Consider the following 24,581-nt stretch of genomic DNA (forward strand, 5'->3'; position numbering starts at 1 on the left):
GGAGTGCAGTAAACCCGAAAGCCATGACCAGACCACTCCCCCTGACCCTCCTGGCTGTTTCCCTCACCACAGGTGCTTTCGCCCATGGGGCCCACCTGGAAATCCAATCCATCCAGGTCTTGCCCACCAACAAAACCAGCGGGTTTTTGAAAGTGCAAGTCAAAAACTTTGAAAACGTCACCAACACCCTGCAGGCGTTTGCCTCCAGTGGGGTGAAATTCACCCTGGAGAAAAAAGTCGGCGGGGTGTACCAGAAAACCAAAAGCTGGCCGGTGAAGCCTGGCATCCAGCGGCTCGACAAAAACACCCAGTACCGGGTCCGTTATCAGGGCACCTTCCAGAAGACCAGCAAAGGCATCCCCATCACGGTGCTGGGCAGCGGCATGGTCGCCACAGTGGTGGTGAAATGACCGACGTGCTGGTCATCGGCGGGGGGCAGGCGGGACTGGCCACCAGTTACCACCTCAAACAGCAGGGCATCCGTCACCTGGTGTTGGACGCAGGGAGGCACACAGGGGACAGTTGGCGGGAGCGGTACGATTCACTCAAACTCTTCACCCCCACCCAGCACAGCTTGCTGCCCGCCCTGTCGTTTCCAGCCAGGCGGGACCATCACCCCACCAAAGATGAGGTGGCCAACTACCTGCAGGCGTATCGGGAGGTGCACGGACTTCCCGTCAAACACGGTGCCCGGGTGGTGGAGTGCCGCTCTGAAGGGGCAAGTTTCAAGGTCAGGACCGAAGTTGGGGAAACCTTCACCTCCCAGGCAGTGGTGGTGGCCACCGGACCGTTCCAGAAACCCTTCACCCCCCACCTCAGTCAGGAACTGAGCCCTGGCGTCTTGCAACTGCACTCCAGTGGTTACCAAAACCCCTCTTCGGTCACTGGAAAGCGGGTGCTGGTGGTGGGTGGAGGAAACTCCGGGTTTCAGATTGCCGAGGAACTCTCTGAAGACCATCAGGTGACGGTGGCCATCGGCAAGAAACCGTCTTTTGTGCCTCAACGCATCCTGGGCCGTGATGTGTTTGACTGGCTGGATGTGCTGGGGTTCATGGACAAACCTCCCCACTCCCTGATTGGGCGGATTTTGCAGCAAAGGGACCCGGTGATCGGATCAACAGTCCCCCAGTTGGTCAGGGAGGGGAAACTTGCCGTCACTTCACGCATCGTGGGGGTTCAGGGGGGCCTGCCGGTGAACCAGGAAGGTCAGACCCTGCAGGTGGACACGGTGTTGTGGGCCACGGGCTTCCGGCCCGATTACAGCTGGCTTTCCACCCCGGTGGTCCGTCAGGACGGCCAGGTGCTGCACCGTGAGGGCGTCACCCCGCACCGGGGGCTGTACTTTGTGGGACTGTCCTGGCAGCGCTCCCGGAGGAGTGCGCTCATTGGTGGGGTGGGCCGTGATGCCCTGTTGATTGCGCAGCACCTGAAAGAGCACCTCAAGAAACACCTGACGCCATCCGGTGCTGTTTGACCATCAGGGCACCCTCCATTCCCAACCGCCAAGGTGAAACATGCCAGACCTGCCCAAAGTGTTGGTGATCGAAGATGAAAAAGACACCGCCCGCTTCATCGAACTTGAACTGCAAGCCGAAGGCTACCACACCCACATTGCCCTGGATGGCCTCACCGGCCTCGCCCACTTTCGGGAGCATCAACCCGACCTGGTGATCCTTGACCTGATGCTTCCTGTGCTTGGAGGCCTGGACGTCACCCGCCGCATCCGCAAAACCAGCAACACCCCCATCCTGGTGCTCAGTGCAAAAGATGCCTTGCAAGACAAAATTGACAGCCTGGATGCTGGTGCGAACGACCACCTCAGCAAACCTTTCTCCATCGAAGAGTTGCTGGCACGGGTGCGCGCCCATCTGCGCCGGACGAACCCCACTTTGAATGGAGAGCTGCGCATTGCTGACCTGGTCATCGATTTGCACGGCCGGGAGGTTTTCAGGGCAGGGCGTCGGATTGAATTGACCAGCAAGGAATTTGAACTCCTTGAATTCCTCAGCCGTCACCCGGCACGGGTGCTCTCGCGGTATGAACTGGAAGAACAACTTTGGCCAGGGTACGTCGGTGGCAGCAACGTGGTGGATGTGTCCATCGGGTGCTTGCGGCGCAAACTGGAAAGGGAGGGAGAACGCCGCCTGATCCACACCATCCGCAGCGTTGGCTATGTCCTGCGTGATGACCGTTGAAAGGCCCTCCTGGGGTTCTGCTGGACGGCCCAGGAAACACACCCATTCCCACAGGGACTTTCTCTCCACCCGCATTCGACCCTGACAGCAAGTTTTTGCTTCGCCACCCTTGAGGTGCTGACCTTGCAGCGGTAGACCTGCAAGGTGGGGTGACCGTGGCGCAGCGTGGTGGGGTGACGGGATGTGCTCCCGGGTGTCCAGGGTCTTGCAACGCTTCTGTAGGGGGGTGTCCCCGTCAAATGGTGGGCAAAGTAGCCCTGGGCGTTCCGTATGTCTGGGTGGAACAAATCTCCCAGGAGGCCGTCGCCACCGGTGGCTGGATGGGATCGCCCGCACCTTTTTGGGCCTGGAGCTGGAGCCCTTGAGAGGAGGTGGTGGCCCTGGGCAGGGCCACTGACGTCCAGCAGGGCCGTGCCTCTGAAATCAACAACGATCTGATTGCCTTGCACGGTTGACAGGAACGAAGCTTCACCCTGCAGGGAAAGGGTTTGCTTTTGACTCAACCAACCCCCATTCGTGTCTGTCCTGGCTTTCCAGGCACACGTTCCCAGGGGTGACATGGGTCGATGAGGCCCACCCTGTTGGTGGCCCGCAGATGGTGTGCTATGAGGGTGTTGGTCGGATGGGCGAGCAGCGAGGGTGGCAGCAACTGGAGAGGCGGCATGTGGGCATGATCTTTGAAAATCGGCTGAACCCTCAGGTCTTGCTGCTGGTTGCGGAACGCAAGTCAACGCAGCTCCGGGTGAGGCTCAAGTCCCTGTGCTGAAGACCGCCAGCAGCACAGCCGCGTTTGCGCTGGGCGGGATGTCATGAGTGGGGGCAGGGTTCAGCCTGACAAGGGCTGTAGGGTGGGGCAGGTCGGGTGAGGGGCGTGCCCTCGATTCACATTGTACCCAAATCGACTTGTTACATGAATGAATGTTCATATATTATGGGGTCATGACCGAAGCCCGAAAGAACACCCTCACCTACTTCGTCGACGAAATGGACTGCGCAAGCTGCGTCAAAAAAGTCGAAGCCGCCACCGCCCGGCTCCCCGGCGCACAGGTGAAACGCACCAACTTCACCACCCAGATCCTGGAAGTCGAACTCGACGAACAGCAGACCCCCCGAAAGACCCTCGAACAAAACCTGCAATCCCTCGGCTACAAACCCAACCTCAGGGAAGAAAACGGCCAGGCCCCCCACAACCACGCCGGCCACGAAGCCGGACACAGCCACACCCATGAGCACGAAAGTGGCCCCTGGTACAACACTGGACAGGGCAAACTGGTGTGGCAAACCGGCCTCCTCTTGCTGATCGCCTACGGACTGGGTTTCCTCTACCCCCAGTACGCTGGCGGGTTTTACATCCTGGCCACGGTGCTCGGGGTGTGGCCCCTGATCAAAAAAGCCTATGCCTCTGCACGCCTCGGGGACCCCTTCAGCATCAACATGCTCGTCAGTGTGGCCTCCATCGGAGCCCTGCTGATTGGAGAAGCCGCTGAAGCCGCCGTGGTGGTGTTCTTCTTCGCCATTGGAGAGCTCCTGGAAGGGGTGGCCGCTGGCCGGGCCAGAAGCAGCATCAAAGCCCTCGCGGCACTGGCCCCCAAGACCGCAACCCTGATGGAAAACGGGGTGCCCAGGGACATTCCTGCTGAAGCTCTGCAGGTCGGACAGACGGTCAGGGTGGCCCCAGGAGGAAGGATCCCTGCAGACGGCACAATCCTTGAAGGCCAGAGCAGCATCGATGACTCGCCGGTGACCGGAGAGAGCGTGCCGGTGAACAAAGGACCTGGAAGCACCGTGTTTGCTGGCTCCATCAACACCGAAAACGTGATCACACTAAAGGTGGAGAAAGCCGCAAAGGACAACACCATCGCCCGCATCATCAAAATGGTCGAGGAAGCCGAAGAAAGCAAAGCCCCCACCTCCCGCTTCATTGACCGCTTCAGCCGCAAGTACACCCCCTTTGTGGTGCTGGCCAGCCTGCTCACCGTGCTGGTCCCCCCCCTGCTGTTCGGGGGCCAGTGGACGGAGTGGCTCTACAAGGGGATTTCGCTGCTCCTCATTGGTTGCCCCTGCGCCCTGGTGCTCTCCACCCCCGCAGCCATCACCTCCGGGATTGCCAGTGGGGCCAGACGGGGCCTCCTCATCAAAGGCGGAGCAGCCCTGGAAAGCCTGGGCACCCTGAAAACCATTGCCTTTGACAAGACCGGCACCCTCACCGAAAACAAACCCCGGGTCACGGATGTGGTCACCCTGGAAGGCACCGAAACACAGGCCCTCGAGATCGCTGCTGCTGTGGAATCCGGGTCCCACCACCCGCTCGCCAAAGCCATTGTGGAGAAAGCTGGAACGGCCAGCCTTCCACCCGTCACCGAAGCAAAAGCCCTCTCTGGAAAAGGGGTGAGTGCCGTGATTCAGGGGGTCACCCACCTGGTGGCTTCCCCCAAACATGCCCAGACCCTCACCGACCTCTCAAAACACCAGCACACCATTGAGGGGCTTGAGCAACAAGGAAAAACCGTGGTGGTGGTCCTGAAGGACACCACGGCGCTGGCGCTGATCGCCATCCGTGACGAAGCCAGAAAAGACGCCAAAGAGGCCATCTCTGAACTGAAAGACCTCGGGGTGGGTGCCGTGATGCTCACCGGGGACAACCGAAGGACCGGACAGGCCATTGCCAGTTCACTGGGCATGGACGTGCAGGCTGAGCTCCTCCCGGAAGACAAACTCCGCATCATCCGGGACATGAAAGCGAGAGGCGGCATCGGAATGGTCGGGGACGGCATCAACGACGCTCCAGCCCTCGCAGAATCCACCGTGGGCATCGCCATGGGGGGCGGCACCGACGTGGCCCTGGAAACCGCAGATGCAGCCCTGCTGCGGAGCAACGCCAGAGACGTTCCAGCCCTGATCCGCCTGTCCAGAAGAACCATGGGGAACATCAAACAAAACATCATCTTCGCCCTGGGCCTCAAACTCATCTTCCTGGTGACCACCCTACTGGGTTACACCAGCCTGTGGATGGCCATCCTGGCCGACACTGGAGCCACCATGATCGTCACCGCCAACGCCCTGAGGCTCCTCAGGAAATGACACCAGAAGGCACACGTGAAGGCCACCCCTGCAACCTGTTGTGGTGGCCTTCACCGTTCACCCGATCCAGCTCAGGGGCATCCCGTCCACAGGCACATGATGAGCCATGATCGTCCATCAGGCAACCTGGTTCCCCTGGAGGGTTGCTGAACCAGAGGTGCAGATCACCGCATTTTGGAGCAGGAATGCTGTTCAACCTGGTGTGCTTGCGGGATTGACACCCTTCAGGCACGACCGTTCAAAAGGGATGCAGGTGTGAGGTGAGATGGAAGATCATCATGAGCAGCACAGTTTTGTGCCCTGACCAAGCACCTTTGGATGGATTCGGTCCAACGCACAGGAAGAAGGGGTGACCTGGGGTTGTCCCGCTGACCAGATGATATGGGCACCTTGTGGAACGGTTTCAGGGCCTTTTTGGACAGGCGACCAGCGATGGCTGCAGCCTGTCTTTCACGGAATGAAACGGGGTTCAGTGGATTCACTTCAAGGTTTTTCAACCCTGTCTGGAAGGCCCCTGTCCCCTGAATTGCACCGCTGCCTTTGGGGGTTCTCCATCACATCAACCAGGGGGGTGCCATGTTGAAGTGGAACCCACAGGATCACCCACCACCAACGATCAGCGAGACCTTTTCAGGGCGTTGGTGAACCGCGGCATCCCCATGTCCGGCCTTCAGGCGTCTTGCTGGATGCTTTATACTTTGCAATGTGCCCATGGATGCCCCGGTGCTTTTGTTTGTTGCAGATCCTGCTGGGGACCAGCGGGGGGACGGAGGGTACCTGTTGCCTGGCACCCTTTCAAACCTTGAAGTGGCCAGTTTGGATTTGCGTTCTTTTGCCGTGCGCAACGAGGGGGGAAACCTCAAGCTGGAAGTCGGCATGGCTGCCCTGGAAAACCCCCTCAGGGCCCCAGTTGGATTTTCAGTTGCCGTGCTGGATGTGTTCATCAAAACCGCTCCTGGAGGGGATGAGCGTCTCGCCGACACGGGGTTCGTGACCCCCAGCAACCAGGGGTGGCAGCACCACCTGTCCATTTCCCCTTTGAAATCCACATTCCAAAAGTGGGACCCCTCGGGTGGGGTCGAGGTGCAAGAAGGTGCTTTTCAGGTGCAGACCCAGGGCACCACCGTGCACATCTCCACCTCCCTCCCAGCAGGCCAATACCAGTACTGGGTGATGGTCAGCGTCTTCGATCCGCTCACCCCGACGGGGGTGGAGGCACCCAGCCTGGGCGGCAACCCCAGTCACCTGCGCAGTTCGTTGCAAAATGCTCCTGTGCCAGTGGATGTGCTGCTGGCAGGTGAACAACAACCGGTGTACCGTGAGGGCACCCTCCCTGCGGTGGGAAGGTTCCGGGATGGTCGCCCCTGGTGGTTGTTGCTGCTGGGGGGGATCGGGATGGCGGGTGCCTTTTGGGCCACATTGCAATTGTGGCGGCGGGAAAATCGGTGACGGAGTCCCCGGAGAGGTCGCTCCGACCAGGGGTGCTTCGGGAGAGTCTCCTGGAGGCCATGGACATTTTTCGAGGGCTGTCCATTGTGGAAGTGGTGTGCCATCACCTGCTGTTGATCGTTCTGAACCGCACCTTGCATTTCGCGGTGCCTGTTTTTCCGTGCATGACTGCAGATGACTTCACCCAGGCTGCAGTCATGAAGCCTTTCAATGCCAGGCGTTTTCACAGGGGAGGTTTCAAAAAGAGCCTGATGCCACATGTGATCTGGACACTGCTTTATGGGGAAAAGATTCATGCGGTTGGTGGTGACCTGCTGGACTGGGAACGCTGGCTGTTCTGGCTGCAGTGACGCAAAAGACATGCCCACCTGTACTTTCTGATGGTTGCCCTGCGTTCTGTGCCCTTTTTCCCATGGTTGTTCCGCTCTGGAAACGCCAACAGCGGCATTTCTGGTGGGTGACCTGGATGGCTTTTGCCACACAGGCCGGGGTGTATTTGCTCAACAAGGAAAGCGCTCTGGTGGACTTCCGGTTTCCAGCGACCCTGGTGTGGTGGCACCTGCCTGCCCGGGCACTGGGAATGTATGTCGGCAGCCACGACCAAGGGTTTGAATGGGTGCGGCGCAACCACCGCCTTTCCATTTGTGTGTTGGCGGCGGTGGAGTTTGACCTGCCCCCGGGGGGTCAACAGCATGCTGGGTCTTCCTGTGAACAATGGTGAGTGCCATGCAGCACACTGGCGGTTCACCACCTTTGCCTTGATGCGCTTCGGCCTGGCCCACAGTTTCTCCAGGGGGCCAGTCGGATTCCGGAAACCCATGGCTTTCTGGGCAAGCACAGCCTGCACGTTTGCCTGGTGCATCCATGGGTGCTCGATGTGCTCAAACGGTTTTCAACCGGGTTGTTTTTGCTTTTTGTTGGGGTGTGTGGCAATCTCTTTGCTGTTCCCCTGGGGATGGCCCATGGGTTGCGCAACTCCAGGTGGTCGGTGTGGTTGTTTGGGAGGGGACGGCAGCATCCGCCCACTGAGGCATGGGGGGCAAGAAAGGTGCTTGTGCGTTGGCACGCTGGGTGAGGAGGCAGACGCCTCTGAGACAGACTGCATCACCCCATGGTGTGGGGCTCAAAATGTCAAGTTGGGCAGGGGTTCCACAACGCCAGCACCCCTCCCGGCAGCGTCCGTTTCCCAGCAAAATTCTTGCACCTCTCTGGTCGTGCTCCGGTGTGGAACCCAGTGCAGTGCACCTTTGTTGCCTGTGGGGTGGGTTATACTGGGGCTTAATGATTGAGACGTCTCAAGAAGATGTGTGTGAAGTGTCGTGTGTGCATCCGGAGGCGGTGCAGGCCGCCCGGAAAGCCCAACCTGCAGATGCCTGTGTGGAGGTGGCCAGTGGACTGTTGAAAGCGGTGGCTGACCCCACCCGCCTGAAAATTCTCTCGGCCCTGTCCACCACAGAGCTTTGCGTGTGTGACCTGGCGGTGGTGGTGGGGATCAGTGAGTCGAACGCCAGCCATCAACTCAGGCTGCTGAGGACCGCGAGGTTGGTGCGTTACCGCAAAGAAGGCCGGGTCGCGTACTACTGCCTGACCGACCACCATGTGAAGGAACTGCTGGGGAGTGCATTGGAACACGCCATGGAGTGAAACACCCACCGCTGACCTCCAAAGGTGTTTTCGCGTAAGATGGTCAAATGCAAAAACCTGTACATCCTTTCAGACATTCCTTTCGGGTGGCTTCTGCCCCCATTCAACTTCCTCCTGGTCATCCGCTCCCATGTTCAGATTTGTTCAGCAGGGCAGCATGCTGAGCAAAGAGTTCGGCTTTGCTTTTCTGGTGACCCTGATCTGCCTTGCCGGGGCTTTTGTTTACGGCCTGCAGACCGGAGGCATGGGCACCGCAGGCTCCTTTTTGCTGATCGCCGTGATTCTGGGTGTGATGGAAGTGTCCCTCAGTTTCGACAACGCCGTGGTCAACGCCAGTGTGCTCCGAAACATGAGCGAAGTGTGGCAACGCCGCTTCCTCACCTGGGGGATTTTGATTGCGGTGTTCGGGATGCGTTTCGTGTTCCCCATTTTGATTGTGGCGGTGGTCGCCAACCTGGGGTTCATCGAAGTGGCCCGGCTGGCCTTCAGTGACCCTGAAGCGTACGCCCGTCACCTCACCCAGGCAGAAGTGCCCATCTCGGCGTTCGGGGGCACCTTCCTGCTGCTGGTGTTTTTGAAGTACCTGATGGACCCCGAGAAAGAAATTCACTGGTTGACCTTCATTGAGCGTCCGCTGGCCAAAATTGGCCGTCTGGACACCATTCAGGTGTTCCTCACCGGTGTGCTGCTGCTGGTTCTGGTGAACTATACGGTGGCAGGGGAAGAAAAACTCACTGCCCTGATTGCAGGTGTGGTGGGCATCCTGACTTACATCTTCATTGATGCCCTCGGGGGCCTGTTTGATGCCGATGACATGGCGGCCAAAGCAGGCGCAGCAGGCCTCACTGCCTTCATTTACCTGGAGGTGCTGGACGCCAGTTTCTCGCTGGACGGGGTGATCGGGGCGTTCGCCATCACCCGCGAAGTGGTGGTGATTGCCGCAGGCTTGTGCATCGGTGCAGTTTTTGTGCGTTCCCTCACCCTGATGCTGGTGAAAAAAGGCACCCTGCAGCAGTACGTGTTCCTGGAGCATGGGGCACACTACGGAATTGGCGCTCTGGCCATCATCATGCTGCTGGGGATGAACGAAAACATCCACATCCCTGAACTGGTCACCGGCCTGATCGGGGTGGGTTTCATTGTGGCCTCGGTCCTGTGGTCTGTGCGGCACCCTCCCAGGTGAAAGCACCCTCACTTGAAACCCCTGGAAGCCTTCCAGGGGTTTTTTATGCAGGGTTCCCCTTCAGCAGGGGGTGTCAGGACCACAGGATGGCCCCAGAAATCACGGGTTGTCCTGCTGGTGATGCATGCCAGGCGTGGCATCCTGGGGGGATGTGGGCACCTCACCTCCCTGTTGTTTCAGCAGTCGGGTCAACTCCTCAATTTCGTTTTGTTGGGCCTGGATGATTTTTTGTGCAAGGTTGCGCACCACAGGCAGTCGAGCGGTGCTCACTGCAGCCTGGGCCATTTTCACCCCCCCCTGGTGGTGTCGGATCATCAAGCCCAGAAACTTGTTCTGGGCGTCGTTCAGGGGCAGGGTGCTGAGCGACTTCACGTCTTCTGGGGTGGCCATCCCCATGTGTGAGGGGTCCATGGGTTCACCTGTGACAGGCTGACCATACTGGTGCAGCCACCCCATCATCTGGCCCACCTGGTTGGTTTGCCCGGATTGGATGTCGAAGCTGATGGCTTTCAGGGTGATCTGGAGGGGGGAGCGTTGGTTGAGTGCGGTGAGGCGCTCATGAAGTCGAATGGCCATGTCAACTGCCTGGTTGTGGTGGGCGATCATGCCTTGCAGAAAACCGATGTCTTGCTGGTTCGGTTGTGGGCTGCGGAAGGCCAGCAGCCCCAGCATGAAACCACAGAGCACCCACAGCAATGGAAAGAGAACTTTGCGTGGGTTGTTCATTGCACCCCGCTGTAGGCACCGGAGCAGGGGGCTCCAGGCTCAGGGGCGTCTGGACTCTGGGCGTAGGTGCGGATGAATTCAACCAGTCGCACATCCGACACCGAATCCAGTTTCAGTTGTTTGCCCCAGGCCGAGACCACCACTTTGCTCTTCAGGTCCGGGTAAGGGGACATCAGCACGTGACTGTTGCCTTTCATGGCATCTGCCAAGGTGTTGATCTCTTCGGCACTCAGGTCCGGCTGGTGGGTGATCCACACCGCCCCGTGTTCCATCGAGTGCACCCCGTACTCGTTGTAAATGGGGGACTGGTAGATGCCGCAGTTCTGCCAGGTGGGGTTGTGCTCGCCGCCTGCGGGTGGGGTTTGTTTGTATTCCAGTTTGCCTTCTTTGTGGCCCGCTGCCACGGTGAAGGTTTCGACCCCTTCGATGCTGCTGGTTTTGGTGTTGCAACTGGCGAGCAGGGTCAGGCCGATCAAGAGGGGGATCATCTGGGGTGCTTTCATCTCCGGTTCATTTTACATGAACACCTGTGAGGACCTTCAGGCTTTGTGGTTTCAGGTCAGGGCAGTGCGGGGTGCTGAAACCTGTAATATTCTGCAGTTCCCCTGTTGCCCTGGCCAGCAGTTGGACCTCAAAGTTCCAGATGTGCGTCATCTGAAGTCATGCCTGATTGCTTTCGACACCACCTTGATATCTGTACATTTGTTCATATATCATGGATGGGCACCACCCCAAGGAGCCCACCATGAAAAATGCCCCCGGCCCCCGAGGACTCCCCATCTTCGGAAACCTGCTTGATTTTGCCAGAACCCCCTGAACTTCCTGGACGAAACCACAAAGCGGTACGGCTGCGGGGTGAAGGTCCGCATCGAAGCTGAACGGGACACCTACATCATCACCCACCCCCAGCACGTCGAAGAAGTCCTCCAAAACACCGGACGCACCTTCCAGAAAGGCTACCAGCGCCACCCCATCATGCGCATGGTGCTCGGCAACGGCCTGGTGGCCAGCGAAGGGGAGTTCTGGTTGCGTCAACGCCGCCTCGCCCAGCCCCTCTTCCACCGCCAGCACATCCACCGTTATGCCCAGACCATGGTGGACTTCACCACCCGCACCCTGAAAACCTGGCCAGACCACGGAGAGGTCCCCCTCACCGAAACCCTCCACAACCTCACCATGGAAATCATCACCCAGACGGTGTTCAGCGTCGACCTCAACCAGGGTACCCCACACAACGTGGGAACATCCATCACGCAGATGATGGACTTCTACCAGCAGCAAATGACCAGCCCGGTGCGCTTCTTGATGGAACGCTTCCCGCTTCCCCTCCCCATCCCTGGAGAAAAGCACCTCGTGCGGGCCGTCCGGGACGTTGAAGAAGTGATTCTTGCCTTGATTGAACTGCGTCGCCAAAGCCCTGAAAACCACCACGACCTCCTGTCCCTGTTCCTGCAAGCCCGGGACGATGACGGACAGGGCATGACCGACACCCAACTCCGGGATGAACTCATCACCCTGTTCCTCGCCGGACATGAAACCACAGCCAACAGCCTCTTGTGGACCCTGTGCCTGCTCAGCACCCACCCAGACATTGAAGCACAACTGCAAGACGAACTTCGCACGGTCCTGAATGGCCGCACACCCGGTGCTGACGATTACCCCAGCCTCACCTTCACCCAGCAGGTGGTCCGTGAAAGCCTGCGCCTGTACCCCCCGGTGTGGTGGATGTCCCGCGAACCCCTCACCGACTGGGTGTGTGATGACCTGCTGATTCCAGCAGGCTCCGAAGTGGGCATCAGCCCCTGGGTGATGCACCGGGACCCCCAATTCTACCCGGACCCCCAACAATTCCGGCCCCACCGCTGGACGTTCGAATTCCAGCAGGCCCTGCCCCGCCACGCCTACTTTCCTTTTGGGGGCGGACCCCGATTGTGCATCGGCAACAACTTTGCCCTGATGGAAATGGCCCTGGTGCTGGCCACCTTGCTGCAGCACTTTCATGTCCATGTGCATGGGGCACAAACCGTCCTGCCGGACCCTTCGTTGACGTTGCGTCCCCAAGCCCCCCTCAGGGCCCAGGTGGTTCGCCGCACCCCGGTGGCCTGACACACCAACCAACGGGCTTGCTGCATTTCTCCAGCAAGCCCGTTGGTTGCCACCGCACCTTCACAAGGCCCCATCCCCCGGTCTGGAGGTCAGGTTCAGACCCTTGCACCCAGCGAGGTGAGGCTTGTGGCTGGAAGGACTTTTGAAACCCATCCTGCATCCTTCTGGATGACTGGTCTGTCACGGAATCCCCTCAGAGGGCTTGGCTCACCCTTGAGGGACCGGGAACTGCAGTTGTCTGCACTTTGGCCCCGGCCTGATCCGAAACGTCCTCTTTCTCATGGGCAGGATCTCAGAGGGGGACGTTTGCTGGTGGGTCACCTGGGGTTTTTTCCTGGTTCCCTGTGCCCGTGGGGCGATGTTCAGCAGGTGCTGCTGGGAACCCGGGTGAGGGCCGGAGGTTCAGGTGCCGAAGTGCTTGCGGGCTTTTTCAGCAAATCCCTGCCAGCCCCTGGGCAGGTCGGTTTCGAGGTAGACGGCGTTCACCGGGCAGGCAGTCAGGCACGCCCCGCAATCGATGCATTCGGCTGGGTGGATCAGGAACTGGTCTCCGGCGTCGTAGATGCATTCCACCGGGCACACTTCGGTGCAGGCCTGGTCTCGGGTGTCGATGCAGGGCTGGGCAATCACATGGGTCATTTTTGCCTCCTGGCTTTCAATGTAACACATCCCTCTTGATATCTGTACAGTCATACAGATATCATCAGGCCATGACCCAGACCCGGCAGACCTACCGTTACTTCGTAGAGCGCATGGACTGCGCCGACTGTGCCCGCACCGTCGAAAATGCCCTCAGCAGGCTTCCAGGGGTAGAGGACACCCGGGTGAACTTCAACACCCAGACCCTTAGCCTCACCCTCGACACAACCCAGAGCTCCACCAGCAAAGTCGAACAGACCCTGAGAAGCCTGGGTTATCCCCCCACCCTGCAAGAGGAAAAGCAGACCCTCCTGCCCCTCAAATACTTCGTGGAGCGCATGGACTGTGCCGATTGTGCCCGCACCGTCGAAAACGCCCTCAGCAGGCTCCCAGGGGTGCAGGACACCAGGGTCAACTTCAACACCCAGACCCTCACCCTCACCCTGGACCCCGCACAAACGTCTGCCCTCACCCTGGAACAGACCCTCAGAAGTCTGGGTTACCCTCCCACCCTGCAAGGGGGTGAAGGAGGTGGAGGGGGTGGAGAGGTGAAAAAACCCCAGACGGCCCCCAGGGCACCCCAGCCCTGGCACCAGACCGCCAAAGGCAAAAGTGTCCTCACCACCGGGGGACTCTTGATCCTGGCGGTGCTCCTCAGCGTGGTTCTGCCCGGGTACGCCCTGTGGGCCTACACCCTCGCCACCCTCATCGGCACCTACCCCCTGGCCATCAAAGCCTTCCATGCTGCTCGGCTCGGAGAGCCCTTCACCATCAACACCCTGATCACCGTCGCGGCCCTGGGATCGGTCTTGATCGGCGAGAGCGCCGAAGGGGCACTGGTGGTGTTCCTCTTCACCATCGGAGAACTCCTCGAAGGCATCGCCGCCGGAAAAGCCCGCCAGGGCATCCAGGCCCTCGCCCAGCTGGCCCCCAAAACCGCCTTGCTCCTCGAAAATGGCCAGACCCGGGAGGTGCCGGTGGAAGACTTGCACGTTGGCCAGACGGTGCAGGTGCAGCCCGGAGGCCGCATTCCCGCCGACGGCACCATCCTCACCGGGGAAGGCAGCGTCGACGATTCCCCCGTCACCGGGGAGAGCGTCCCGGTCAGCAAAGGCACAGGGGACTCTGTCTTTGCAGGCTCCATCAACACCGAATCGGTGCTCACCGTGCGGGTCGAGCGGGACGCCAGCGACAACACCATCAGCAGAATCATCCACCTGGTGGAAGAAGCCGAATCCAGCAAAGCCCCCACCGCCCGCTTCATTGACCGGTTCAGCCGCATTTACACCCCCCTGGTGATGCTGGTCAGCCTGCTCATCGCTGTGGTTCCTCCCCTGTTCTTTGGGGGTTCCTGGTACGAGTGGCTGTACAAAGGGGTCACCTTGCTCCTGATTGGCTGTCCGTGCGCGCTGGTGCTGTCTGTCCCGGCTGCCGTCACCTCCGGCATCAGCGCCGGAGCCAGACGGGGCCTCCTCATCAAAGGTGGACTGGCCCTGGAGAACATCGGCTCCGTCAAAACCATTGCCTTTGACAAGACCGGCACCCTCACCGAAAACAAACCCCAGGTCACGGATGTTGTGCCCCTGGAAGGCACCGAAGAGAACGTGCTCAAAATCGCCGCTGCAGTGGAGCAGGGCTCCAGCCACCCCCTGGCCAAAGCCATCGTGCAAAAAGCCGGAGCGGCAAACCTCCCCGAAGCCAGGGACCACAAGGCCATTCCCGGCAAAGGGGTCACGGCCACCGTGCAGGGGGTCTCCCACCAGATCAGCAGCCCAAAACACGCTTCAAAAACAGCGGACCTCTCCCAGCACCAGAAACAGATTGAAACCCTGGAAGAACAGGGCAAAACCGTGGTGGTGTTGCTCAGGGAAAACACCCCTCTGGCACTCATTGCCATTCGAGATGAACCCCGAGGGGACGCAAAAGAAGCCATTGCGAAACTCAGGAGCCTCGGGGTGAATGCCGTGATGCTCACCGGGGACAACCGGAGAACGGGCCATGCCATTGCCAGCTCGCTGGGCATGGAGGTGCAGGCCGAACTCCTCCCGGAAGACAAACTCCGCATCATCCGCGAAATGAAACAGCACGGCAAAGTCGCCATGATTGGAGACGGAATCAACGACGCACCTGCCCTTGCAGAGTCCGATGTTGGCATTGCCATGGGGGGCGGCACCGATGTGGCCCTGGAGACGGCAGATGCAGCCCTGCTCGGTCACAATGTGCGGGGGGTCAGTGACCTGCTGCAACTCTCCCGGCAAACCATGGGGAACATCAAACAAAACGTGGTGTTCGCCCTGGGCCTCAAACTCATCTTCCTGGTCACCACCCTGCTCGGCATCACCGGGCTGTGGCCCGCCATCCTCAGCGACACTGGAGCCACCGTGCTGGTCACCCTCAACGCCCTCAGGCTCCTGAAGTTCAACCCCCAGTGAAAGGAACACCCATGATCACCGTGTACACCGTGCCCCAGTGCTCCAGTTGCGAAGCCATCAAAACCTACCTCCACCAGCGTGGTTTGGCGTTCACCGAGAAAAACGTCCGGGAAGACCCGGCGGCCCTGCAGGAAATGCAAGAGAAAACCGGCCTGAGGATCGCCCCGGTCACGGTGGTCGGGGAGCGGGTGCTGTACGGCACCTTTGAAGACCAGTTGCCGGAACTCCGCACCCTGCTGGAGGGTGACCGTGGCTGACGAACCCAGGCCCCTGGAGGCCGAATGTGAAGTCACCGTGCTGCACCCGGAACGCCTGGAGAACGTGCGCCGGCACCTCCCCAGCCAGGAGACCCTGGATGACCTCTCCCAGACCCTGAAACTCCTGGCCGACCCCACCCGGCTGTTGATCCTCAGTGCTCTGCTCTTTGAGGAGTTGTGCGTGTGCGACCTCGCCGCCCTCACCGGAGTGAACGAATCCACCATGAGCCACCAGCTCAGGTTGCTGAGGCTGCAGGACCTGGTGCAGTTCCGCAAGGTGGGCCGCATCGCCTACTACCGCCTCTCCGGGGAGAAAAGCCGACAGGTGGTGATGCAGGTGACCGGCATCCACCCGGTGGAGCCTGTCGAATGACGTACCTGGAGTTCCTGCTGATTTTCCTCTTGCCTCCCCTCACGGGCCTCCTGGTGTGGGCCTGGAGGGTGCACCGCCAGAACCTCCCGCTGGGTGGACGGTACCAGTCCAGCAACCGGCGCTCGGTGTGGTTTTTGCTCCTGCTGCCGGTGCTGGCCGTGGTTTACACCACCCCGTGGGACAATTACCTGGTGTACTCCCAGGTGTGGACCTACCCGGATGAACGGGTGATCGGCAAGATCCTGTACGTTCCCGTTGAAGAGTACCTGTTTTTCGTCCTGCAAAGCCTGCTGGGAGGGCTCCTGTTCTTGCTGTTGCTGCGCATCCTCCAGACCCCCCCGGAAGGCAAAAACCCCCTGGGGAGAGGGCTGGGGATGCTGTTTCACTTCCTGCTGACCGTGGCGGGCGTGTGGCTGTTGCAATCCCCCTCCGGAGTGTACCTGGGCCTGATCCTGGTGTGGGCCTGCCCGGTCTTGTTCTTCCAGTGGTGGTTCGGGGGGGATTTGCTTTCCGGGAAGGTGCAGGGGGCCCGCCTGCTCGGCACCTTTTTGCTCACGGTGTACCTGGGCCTGTGTGACATGCTGGCCATCAACCTCGAAATCTGGTCGATCAGCGAAACGTACACCACAGGGGTGATGCTGGGCCATTTGCCCCTGGAAGAAGGGGTGTTCTTCCTGGTGACCTCGGTGCTTTTGATGGACGGCCTGGCCCTGTTCTTGCACCCGGAGGCGGAAAGCCGTTACCTCAAACTCAAACACAAATTTCATCCCCTCATCAAAGGAAAAGCATGAACGAAACCCTCTCCAGTGTGATGCTCGGCGTGACCGAAGGCATCACTGAATTTCTGCCGGTGTCCTCCACCGGGCATTTGATCGTCACGTCTCAACTGCTGGGTGTGGAGGACACCGGTGGCACCTTCGAGATCGCCATTCAACTCGGCGCGGTTCTCGCAGTGGTCTGGCATTACCGACATGACCTGCTCTTGCAGGCGAAACAGGCATCCCACCCGGATGTGAAACGGCAGTGGGGGTCGATCCTGCTGGCTTTCGTGCCTGCGGCCGTACTGGGCTTTTTGTTCTCATCCTGGATCACCCTGCACCTGTTCTCGGTGCCAACCGTGGCTGCAGCGTTGATCATCGGCGGGGTGTTGATGTTGGTGGCGGAAGGCCTCGCTTACCGGGTGGGCACCCGCAATGTGCAGCAGGTCCGTCCCTTGCAGGCCCTGATGGTGGGGGGCATGCAGTGCCTGGCCCTCATTCCAGGCATGTCGAGGAGCGCCACCACCATCATAGGAGGGATGTTTGCAGGGATGGACCGCAGCACGGCCACCCAGTTCTCGTTTTACCTCTCGATTCCCACCCTGGGGCTGGCCACCCTGTACGCCCTTGGGAAGAACCTCTCTGCTTTGCAAGAGGGGCAACTCCTCAATTTGCTGGTGGGGATGGTTGCGGCGTTTTTCATGGCTTTGCTGGCGGTGGGCTGGCTGCTCAGGTACGTCTCCAAACACAATTTTCGCCTGTTCGCCTGGTACCGCATTCTTTTCGGGACTCTGCTGCTGGCCCTGACCTTCCGGGGGGTGCTGGCATGAGGTGGGGTGCCGTGGTTTTGATTGTGGTGGGGGTGGTGCTGGACCAGTGGCTGAAGGTGTGGGCGGTGTCCACCTTCCGGGAGGGGGAATTCCAGGCGTTCATTGGGGGATTCCTCAGCCTGGGCCTGATTTACAACAAGGGGGCGGCGTGGGGCATGCTGGGCGGAGCCACCCTGGCGCTGGCCGTCTTGCGCCTCCTGGTAGGCTTGTGGATCACGTTCAGCCTGCTGAGGGGCAAGTACGGGGACCTCTGGGTGCCGCTGGGCTTGATTGCTGCCGGTGCCCTGGGGAACGCCCTGGACGGGTTCCGTTTAGGAAAAGTGGTGGATCCCCTGATGTCACACACCCTGTCCAGCATCACCCAGTTCCTGTACAAGCAGGACTTCCCGATTTTCAATCTGGCGGATGTGTTTGTGGTCAGTGGGGTGGTGTTGCTGGTCTTGCGAAACTTGGTGCGTCCTGCAAAGGAAAAGCATTCCTCACCTGCAGCCTGAACCCCACAAGAATTCTAAGGAACCGCACAGGCGTTGTTGTTCCCGCTGTTGGCCAGGATCCAGACGGTGAACATCCGCTTGGCCCCTGAAAGAGGAGACTCCCATGACCCAAATCGAAAACACTACCCTTCATGTGCTGAGCATCTGGAAGCTTCTCAGTGAAGCCCAGACCAGGTCCATGGTCTGTGAAGTGATCCGGCAGGAAATCAGTTGCATGCAGTGCACCACCTTCCCGGTGCAGATTGCCTTGCATGTGAGCCAGGAGGGAGAAATCCTGTTGGTCTGGGGAGACAACGTCAGCCGCAGGGTCAAGGGGGTGGTGATTCGCACCATCCTTGAGCCTCCAGTGTACGGGGACGATGGAGAAGGGGGCGACCTGGTGCCCACGGTGGATGAAGTACTGGAGATCATGAGCATGGATGAGCAAGTGGAGGCCATTGAAGCTGCCCTGAGGGGGGTTGCAGGGTGCGGGAAAGCATGAATTCCTGCCACCACCAGGTCCTTTCTCGACACCTGCTGCTGGAGGTGTCTCCGTCCCAATGCTCCATGCCAGGGTTCGGAATGGTTTCCAACGAAACCAGAGCATCAGCGAACAGGGACCGGAAAGTCCCTTTTGTGTTCAGGTTGGTTTTGCTGCCTGCTGACGAAGGCTCAGAACCTTACCTTCCTGGTTGGGTGAACGGACCGCCCATGACTGAAATGCGGACATCTGGTCTTTTTCCTCAGGATCTAGCGGATGACTTTGCAGCTCCACCCCTGCTGGAATCCTGGATCGGTTCCGTGGGGTTTGCCATGGAGGTGATGGCATGAAGAGATTCATAGGCCCTTTGCTGGTGGTGCTGGTGGTGGCCCTGCTTGGGTATGGGCTGCTCAAGGAAGACAGGTCTCCTTCCAGCCCTCTGGAAGGCAAAGCCGCACCGCAATTCGTGCTGAAAAGCATTGAGGGTCAGGAATACAACCTGCAGAAAATGCAAGGCAAGCCTGTGGTGATCAACTTCTGGGCGTCCTGGTGCCTGCCCTGCCGGGCTGAAGCCCCTGTGTTTCGCACCCTCACCCAACAGGCTGGAGATCAGGTGGAATTTCTGGGGATTTTGTTCAATGACAACCCAGTGAAAGCCCAGGCATTTCAGGAGGAATTTGGTTTGAAGTTGCCCATCTTGTGGGATCCTGGCTCCAGAGTGGCCATCAATTATGGCATTGCACAGATTCCGGTGACCCTCATTCTTGATCAGAGTGGCATTGTCGTGTACCGACGATCTGGCGAGGTACGTCTTGAAACCATGCAGGAGGTGCTGAAAAATCTTGGAGTGAACCTGTGAAAAGGCTTTTCATCTGCCCTGTTTTGCTGTTCAGTCTTGCGGTTGGTTTTCTCTTCCAAAACCTCGGAGGTGACAAATTGGGCTGAATGGACAGGTGTGGTTGATGGCAAGAAAGACTGGATCTGGTGACCTCAGGGATTCTGCGAGCCAAGTTCCAGCGAAGGGGGTTTGCTCAGGTGATTTCAAACACCCTATTTTCCACCCAGGTGTCAAGCAAAAGATGTCCCACCTGGCTCTGTTCCAGCAAGGATGGCACAGCCTCAGGGCTTGTGACCAGGGAAAATGCACTTCGGATCCGTGCGAAAGGCTTCAGGAACACGGCAAAACCGTGCGCTGGAAAAACCTCATCAAAAGTCGAAATGCTCAAACACACGGACCCGTTCATCCTTTGTGCTGCCCGCTCAGGAAACAAAATCAACCAGACGACTGACCAGCTGGTCACTGCGCAGGGCAAAACAGGTGTGGACCTGGGGCAAAGATGAACTTCCGGATAAATCCCCCGTGCCTGTTTCCCCTGTTGGGGTTGATCACCGGGAGTGTGTTTCTGGTCACCCCCCTGTCCTGGCTCACTCCCCTGCTGCTGGCATCTTTGCTGGGCAGGATCAAAGACCTTGCTGTGGGTCCCCTGTTCTGGGGAATGTTCCAGTTTGCTTTCCTGTTTTTTGCGGTGCACCTGTGGTGGTTGCCGGTCAGCCTGGGAGAATTCTTTGGCCCCATGAGTTATTTGCTTTACGTGCTGGTGCTGCCAATCCTCTCCACCATGTGGAGCCTCACCACCGTGTTGACCCGCTGGGTGTTTGAAGGGCATTTCTTGTTCTTTTTGCCCTTCAGTTGGATGTTGATGGAGCATTTGCGCAGCCTGGGACCGTTTCAGTTCACCTGGGGCACCCTCGGGTATGCCTGGGTGAATTCGCCTGTGGTGCAAGTTGCTGACCTGGGTGGGGTTCCCCTGCTCTCTTTTCTCACCATGCTGCTGGCCTGTGCTCTGGCCGACCTCAGGAAAAAACAAGGGGTCTGGTTGCTGCTTTTGGCTTTGCCCATGCTGGGAGGGGCACTGCTGTATGGCCTGGTACCCCCTGGGCGCCCTGAAGCCAGAGAGAAGGTGGCCCTGGTGCAGGGCAACATCCCTCCCAGACAAAAAATCCAGCGCCGACAGCAGGCTGAACTGGAAGTTTATCTGGACCTTTCCAGAACACTGAAAACCCGGGATGCCCTGGTGGTGTGGCCTGAGACAGCCTCTCCGGTGACGGTGAAGGGGGATTTGCTTTCTGAAATGCTCAAGATGCAGCCCCGCTGGTTGGTGGGCAATCCCCGCTGGGAAGGGGACAGCTATTTCAATTCGGTCTCGGCGTTTTCCAGCACCTCCAGTGGCCGTTACGACAAAAGGGTGCTGGTGCCTTTCGGGGAAAGTTTTCCCTTGCAAGGTCAGCTTTCCGGGGTGTACAGCTGGGTTTTTGCCAGCCTGGGGTTGCCAAACCTGAGGGGGTCACCCCTGGGAAACGTGAAGCCCCCATTGGGCTGGATGGGATCCTTTACGGCACCTACATCTGTTACGAGTCCACCTTCCCTGAACTCACCAGACAACTGGTGAAGAAGGGGGCACAGGTCCTGGTCAACCTCAGCAACGACAGCTGGTTTGGTCAGGGCCTGGGGGCACAGCAGCACTTTTTGATGGGCACCGTGCGGGCCATTGAAACCCGGCGCTACCTTTTGCGCAGCGGCAATGACGGGATCACCGCTGTGGTTGACCCACGTGGACAGACCCTGGGAACATTGCCCAGCGTAGAGAGGGGGGTTTTGCTGGCCCGCTTCAGCACCCTGGAGGAAATGACCCCTTTTGTCAAATACGGCAACTGGATACTTTCCTTTGCCCTGATTGCTCTCCTGGGCGGTTTGCCTCTTTTGCTGAGGAGACGGGCAGGGTGAATCCCTCCCTGCTGTTGTTGATGGGGGATCTCAAGGACCTGGTTGGAGCACTGAAATTGCCTCCTTTTGACAGGTGTTCACGCAAGCCATGGATGGTCTTCTTTCAGGAAGCGAGGATCAAGGGGAGTTTTGCCCTTCTGATGGTTCGGGAGAGAGGTGGATGCGTTCCAGCACCTTCTCTTTGAGGCTTGCTGGAGGGAACTGGGAGTGGGTGAAGTCCAGAGCCTGAATCAGTTCGCGAAAATCTTGAAATTGCTGCAAGCAGTTCGGGCAGTCTTGCAGGTGCTTGCAGGTGCTGTCCGGAAGCGGTGTGTGCTCCAGCAGGTGGTTGAGAAGGTGGTCTTTTGTGTTTTCACAAGTGAAATCCATCATGGATTGCCTCACAGCACTCTGGGTTTTCCAGGGTTTGCGGTCAGGCCCCTTCATGGGGGTCGTTCTGACCAGGAAGTCTTGACTGGGGGGTTGACTGGAATTTTGATTGTCCCTTTGAAGCAAGGCTTTCAACTGGCTTTGCAAATCTGCCTGTTGGTGTTGCAAGTCTGCCATTTGAGCAGTTTGCTCTTCCAGTCTGGCTTCCAGCAATAGGCAGTTGGGACAGGATTCTTCCACGGTACCCCCATTCTAACCGTTTTGAAAGGTCAATCCCTGCTGGGACTGATTACAAATTCCCTTTGTTCTGGCCATCAAACCAGTCCTGGTGGCATCTGGTGATGTCAGTGTATTTCTGCTTCCAGTTGTAGAAGGGGGCTGTCCCCATTGGCACAGTTCAGCCATTGAGGTCTCACCTTGCTGGGCCTCTTGCAGAATGTCCAGGATCTGTTGTTCGGTAAAACGCCCAGTGCCGACCCTTCCGTCACTGCAGCATGCTTTCTGGCCAGGAAGCGGGACTCTTTCATGTTCGATCCTCCAGGGTGAAGGCCGAACTCTCGATTTTCTATTGGACCACGTTTCCGGGGGCAAACCACACAAAAAACGGACCCATGCGAGGGGCCCGGACGGCAGAACTTCTCAGGAGCGGTGCTCAGGGTGGGGGTCCTGGGACAGCCACTGTTGCTGTACTTCCTGATGTCCCCACTTGAGGTGGACATGCTCATCCACATGGTCCACCGCAGACAGGGGAATCCAGTGGTGCTGACCACTGTCGTCTTTGGCCACCTTGATGTAGTCACCGTCCAGATGATCCACTTTGCCGTGGTCGTTGTTGTCTTTGCAACGGATGGGCATGTGGGCTTGAATCTGTTCTTTGAATTCCATGAAATCCTCCTTGCAGGAATCCAATTTATGCTCACCGGGTCTCACCTTCAGCAGGTGACTTCACAGTCTTGGACTGCTGGCCCCTGATCTTCTGGGCCCATTTCCTCACTCCGGAGTGGCCTCAAAGTCTCCTCAGGCGGACTGAAACGTCCGTTTTCGCGAGGAGGTTTTCCTTTCGGTTTGCACAAAGCGAACCAAGGGGGTCAGAGCGCAGTCAGGGGATTGATTTCTTTGTCCTGAACGTACACCCGAAAATCCACGTGCACCACGGTGGCAAAGTCCGTCTGGCCCATCAAAGCCAGCACCTGTCCGGCTTGTACCAGCTGGCCCGCGGTGACCAGCAACTTGCTTTTGTGGCTGTAACGGCTTTCCACACTGTTGCTGTGGTCCACCGTGTATCCAAAGCCTTTGGTGTCCCAGCAGGAAACTTTCACCACCCCGCTTTGCGCGGCACGCACCGGGCTGCCAGCTTTGCCTCTGATGTCAAGGGCCGGGTGGAAGTTCTTTCCGACCACCACCATCTGGCGGTACCCGAAGCCATTTGCCACCTGCCCATTTGCCAGCCACACCCAGCTGGCGGTGCTTCAAGACAGCTGTTGCATCATCGGCCTGGAAACCTGGGTGTTCTTTTGTGGTGTCCCAGGCATGTTCAACCCTGACCGAGCCGCAACGCGTGGGGGGTTTCGTTGAGGGTTGAGGGCCACCACGGCATCCAGGTTCACCCCGGGGCGCTGGCTGATGCGGGTGAGGTGTCTCTCTGCTCTACGGTGTAGGTTCGAATTGCCAGTGCTGAGGGACCACCGCACAGCACCATCAAGGCAATCAACAAGGTTCTTTTCATGTTCACTTGAAATCAAGCAATTCCCACAAACCATAAAAACCCAGGTGAAAATGACATCGGAATCCTACTGCCAGGGTCAAAAATCGACACTCAACACAAGTGGAGAAGCATGTCCTGATCATTGAACACAAGTTGCTGCCTCTCCAAAGCCAACCATACCCAGCGTTTCCCACATGAGCGCTTCGGGAGCAGACTGGGTGCTCCTGGGTTGGTTTATTGATGTGTGTTTCCAGAGGGGTGAGGTCAAAAGATGATGCATGAATGTCCGCACAGATGTTCTCATGTGCCCTCCCTTATGATGTTCTCATGCCCGTTTCACCGACCTTGCTGCTGATTGAACTGCACGGCACCACCCCCTCTGGCACCCAGCGTGCACTCACCCAGGCCGGATACCTGCTGCTGCAGGCCGAACCGCAAGACGCGGTCATCGCGTACCAGCAACACCTCCCCGACCTGGTGCTGCTGGACCTCAGTCACCCCGAAGCCTTCCATGCCGTGCAAAACATCCGCAAAACCAGCAACGTTCCCCTGCTCACCCACAGCCTGCAACCGAGCCTCCACACCAAAGTCCAGGCCCTGGACGCGGGAGCAGACGACTGCCTGGACCGGCATTGCCCGCCGGTTGAACTGCTCGCCCGCCTGCGGGCCCAATTGCGGCGCAACGTTCCAGCCTTGCCCAGTGACGTGCAGGCCGCCGGACTCAACCTCAACCTGGAAAGTCGGGAGGTGCATTTCGGCCAGGAACGCATCCAGGTCACCAGCAAAGAATTCGAACTGCTGGAACTCTTCGCCCGTTCCCCCGGGCGGGTGTTCAGCCGCGGCGAAATCGAGCGGCGCATCTGGCCCGACTACCAGGGAGACAGCAACGTCATTGACGTGTACATCGGGTACCTGAGACGCAAACTCGAACAGGCCGGAGCCCCCGGGTTGCTGCGCACCAAGCGCGGTCTGGGGTATGGGCTTCTAGACGAGGACATTTGACCACCCGCATCGTCCGGGTTTCCTCACATCCAGGCATTCTCATCACAAGCAGCCCTGGCCCATTTCTTGCACACTGCCAGACCAGGCTTCGTG

The 24,581-nt window shown here is 58.9% G+C and carries 27 protein-coding genes; 21 read left to right on the plus strand and 6 right to left on the minus strand.

The features are described 5' to 3' along the window. The 9 genes from DC3_RS11080 to DC3_RS11120 all read left to right on the plus strand — a co-directional run. Positions 1-410, plus strand: a 410-nt coding sequence (locus tag DC3_RS11080) for a hypothetical protein (RefSeq protein ID WP_222594746.1), incomplete at its 5' end; no start/stop codon positions are given. After that, on the plus strand, positions 407-1,474 hold the full coding sequence (locus DC3_RS11085) for a flavin-containing monooxygenase (protein WP_146884440.1): 1,068 nt from the start codon (positions 407-409) through the stop codon (positions 1,472-1,474). The genes DC3_RS11080 and DC3_RS11085, both read left to right, overlap by 4 nt. A gap of 40 nt (positions 1,475-1,514) precedes the next feature. Continuing rightward, positions 1,515-2,195, plus strand: a complete 681-nt coding sequence (locus DC3_RS11090; protein WP_146884441.1) for a response regulator transcription factor — start codon at positions 1,515-1,517, stop codon at positions 2,193-2,195. 939 nt (positions 2,196-3,134) lie between these two features. Next, positions 3,135-5,276, plus strand: a complete 2,142-nt coding sequence (locus DC3_RS11095; protein WP_246130629.1) for a heavy metal translocating P-type ATPase — start codon at positions 3,135-3,137, stop codon at positions 5,274-5,276. 711 nt (positions 5,277-5,987) lie between these two features. Beyond that, positions 5,988-6,725, plus strand: a complete 738-nt coding sequence (locus DC3_RS11100; protein ID WP_246130641.1) for a glucodextranase DOMON-like domain-containing protein — start codon at positions 5,988-5,990, stop codon at positions 6,723-6,725. A gap of 59 nt (positions 6,726-6,784) precedes the next feature. Then, positions 6,785-7,075: a hypothetical protein gene (locus DC3_RS11105; RefSeq protein WP_146884444.1), complete on the plus strand. Its 291-nt coding sequence runs from the start codon at positions 6,785-6,787 to the stop codon at positions 7,073-7,075. 62 nt (positions 7,076-7,137) lie between these two features. Further along, a complete protein-coding gene (locus tag DC3_RS11110; protein ID WP_146884445.1) occupies positions 7,138-7,446 on the plus strand; it encodes a hypothetical protein in 309 nt (102 codons plus the stop codon). A gap of 560 nt (positions 7,447-8,006) precedes the next feature. Then, entirely contained in the window at positions 8,007-8,369 is a 363-nt protein-coding gene (locus DC3_RS11115) for an ArsR/SmtB family transcription factor (RefSeq protein ID WP_146884446.1), read from the plus strand. Between the two features lie 157 nt (positions 8,370-8,526). Beyond that, a complete protein-coding gene (locus DC3_RS11120) occupies positions 8,527-9,552 on the plus strand; it encodes a DUF475 domain-containing protein (RefSeq protein WP_146884447.1) in 1,026 nt (341 codons plus the stop codon). Between the two features lie 99 nt (positions 9,553-9,651). Here the strand turns inward: DC3_RS11120 and DC3_RS11125 are convergent, their stop codons facing one another. Together DC3_RS11125 and DC3_RS11130 are read right to left on the minus strand one after the other, a co-directional pair. Further along, the gene (locus tag DC3_RS11125) at positions 9,652-10,278 is read right to left on the minus strand and encodes a DUF305 domain-containing protein (RefSeq protein WP_146884448.1); all 627 of its coding nucleotides are present in this window, start codon (positions 10,276-10,278) and stop codon (positions 9,652-9,654) included. Next, a complete protein-coding gene (locus DC3_RS11130) occupies positions 10,275-10,781 on the minus strand; it encodes a thioredoxin-like domain-containing protein (RefSeq protein ID WP_146884449.1) in 507 nt (168 codons plus the stop codon). Before DC3_RS11130 ends, DC3_RS11125 begins: the two co-directional genes overlap by 4 nt. Before the next feature lie 310 nt (positions 10,782-11,091). On the opposite strand from DC3_RS11130, the gene DC3_RS11135 reads away from it, so the two are divergent. After that, positions 11,092-12,384, plus strand: coding sequence for a cytochrome P450 (locus tag DC3_RS11135; protein ID WP_146884450.1), 1,293 nt, complete (start codon positions 11,092-11,094; stop codon positions 12,382-12,384). 402 nt (positions 12,385-12,786) lie between these two features. On the opposite strand, the gene DC3_RS11140 is transcribed toward DC3_RS11135, so the two are convergent. Beyond that, positions 12,787-13,023 (minus strand): 4Fe-4S dicluster domain-containing protein, encoded by a 237-nt coding sequence (locus DC3_RS11140; RefSeq protein ID WP_146884451.1) that lies wholly within the window; start codon positions 13,021-13,023, stop codon positions 12,787-12,789. Positions 13,024-13,094: 71 nt separating this feature from the next. Between DC3_RS11140 and DC3_RS11145 the strand changes: the two genes are divergently transcribed. From DC3_RS11145 to DC3_RS11190, 10 genes are all read left to right on the plus strand, one after another. After that, the gene (locus DC3_RS11145) at positions 13,095-15,455 is read left to right on the plus strand and encodes a heavy metal translocating P-type ATPase (protein WP_146884452.1); all 2,361 of its coding nucleotides are present in this window, start codon (positions 13,095-13,097) and stop codon (positions 15,453-15,455) included. Between the two features lie 11 nt (positions 15,456-15,466). Continuing rightward, positions 15,467-15,712, plus strand: coding sequence for a glutaredoxin family protein (locus DC3_RS11150; RefSeq protein WP_146884453.1), 246 nt, complete (start codon positions 15,467-15,469; stop codon positions 15,710-15,712). After that, positions 15,705-16,085: an ArsR/SmtB family transcription factor gene (locus DC3_RS11155; RefSeq protein ID WP_371863436.1), complete on the plus strand. Its 381-nt coding sequence runs from the start codon at positions 15,705-15,707 to the stop codon at positions 16,083-16,085. The genes DC3_RS11150 and DC3_RS11155 overlap by 8 nt, the downstream gene beginning before the upstream one ends. Then, positions 16,082-16,876, plus strand: a complete 795-nt coding sequence (locus tag DC3_RS11160; RefSeq protein ID WP_146884455.1) for a lycopene cyclase domain-containing protein — start codon at positions 16,082-16,084, stop codon at positions 16,874-16,876. The genes DC3_RS11155 and DC3_RS11160 overlap by 4 nt, the downstream gene beginning before the upstream one ends. Further along, on the plus strand, positions 16,873-17,673 hold the full coding sequence (locus tag DC3_RS11165) for an undecaprenyl-diphosphate phosphatase (RefSeq protein WP_146884456.1): 801 nt from the start codon (positions 16,873-16,875) through the stop codon (positions 17,671-17,673). Before DC3_RS11160 ends, DC3_RS11165 begins: the two co-directional genes overlap by 4 nt. Next, positions 17,670-18,167 (plus strand): signal peptidase II, encoded by a 498-nt coding sequence (gene lspA / locus DC3_RS11170; protein ID WP_146884457.1) that lies wholly within the window; start codon positions 17,670-17,672, stop codon positions 18,165-18,167. Before DC3_RS11165 ends, lspA begins: the two co-directional genes overlap by 4 nt. 103 nt (positions 18,168-18,270) lie before the next feature. After that, positions 18,271-18,648 carry a hypothetical protein gene (locus tag DC3_RS11175; RefSeq protein WP_146884458.1) on the plus strand — a complete coding sequence of 126 codons (378 nt, stop codon included), beginning with the start codon at positions 18,271-18,273 and terminating at the stop codon, positions 18,646-18,648. Between the two features lie 325 nt (positions 18,649-18,973). Continuing rightward, positions 18,974-19,486 carry a TlpA family protein disulfide reductase gene (locus DC3_RS11180; RefSeq protein ID WP_146884459.1) on the plus strand — a complete coding sequence of 171 codons (513 nt, stop codon included), beginning with the start codon at positions 18,974-18,976 and terminating at the stop codon, positions 19,484-19,486. Positions 19,487-19,964: 478 nt separating this feature from the next. Then, complete coding sequence (gene lnt / locus DC3_RS11185; RefSeq protein WP_146884460.1) at positions 19,965-21,077, plus strand: apolipoprotein N-acyltransferase; 1,113 nt, start codon at positions 19,965-19,967, stop codon at positions 21,075-21,077. Next, complete coding sequence (locus DC3_RS11190) at positions 21,032-21,412, plus strand: nitrilase-related carbon-nitrogen hydrolase (protein ID WP_246130644.1); 381 nt, start codon at positions 21,032-21,034, stop codon at positions 21,410-21,412. Before lnt ends, DC3_RS11190 begins: the two co-directional genes overlap by 46 nt. Before the next feature lie 117 nt (positions 21,413-21,529). Here DC3_RS11190 and DC3_RS11195 read toward each other — a convergent pair whose 3' ends face one another. The 3 genes from DC3_RS11195 to DC3_RS11205 all read right to left on the minus strand — a co-directional run bounded on the left by DC3_RS11195 (position 21,530) and on the right by DC3_RS11205 (position 23,235). Then, on the minus strand, positions 21,530-21,838 hold the full coding sequence (locus DC3_RS11195; RefSeq protein ID WP_146884462.1) for an anti-sigma factor family protein: 309 nt from the start codon (positions 21,836-21,838) through the stop codon (positions 21,530-21,532). Between the two features lie 582 nt (positions 21,839-22,420). After that, entirely contained in the window at positions 22,421-22,666 is a 246-nt protein-coding gene (locus DC3_RS11200) for a DUF2171 domain-containing protein (RefSeq protein ID WP_146884463.1), read from the minus strand. A 203-nt stretch (positions 22,667-22,869) separates the two neighbouring features. After that, positions 22,870-23,235: a M23 family metallopeptidase gene (locus DC3_RS11205; protein WP_146884464.1), complete on the minus strand. Its 366-nt coding sequence runs from the start codon at positions 23,233-23,235 to the stop codon at positions 22,870-22,872. A 578-nt stretch (positions 23,236-23,813) separates the two neighbouring features. Here DC3_RS11205 and DC3_RS11210 point away from each other — a divergent pair. Beyond that, a complete protein-coding gene (locus DC3_RS11210; protein WP_186815974.1) occupies positions 23,814-24,488 on the plus strand; it encodes a response regulator transcription factor in 675 nt (224 codons plus the stop codon). The last annotated feature ends 93 nt before the right edge of the window (positions 24,489-24,581 follow it).

It is taken from the genome of Deinococcus cellulosilyticus NBRC 106333 = KACC 11606 (assembly GCF_007990775.1).
Taxonomy (GTDB): domain Bacteria; phylum Deinococcota; class Deinococci; order Deinococcales; family Deinococcaceae; genus Deinococcus_C; species Deinococcus_C cellulosilyticus.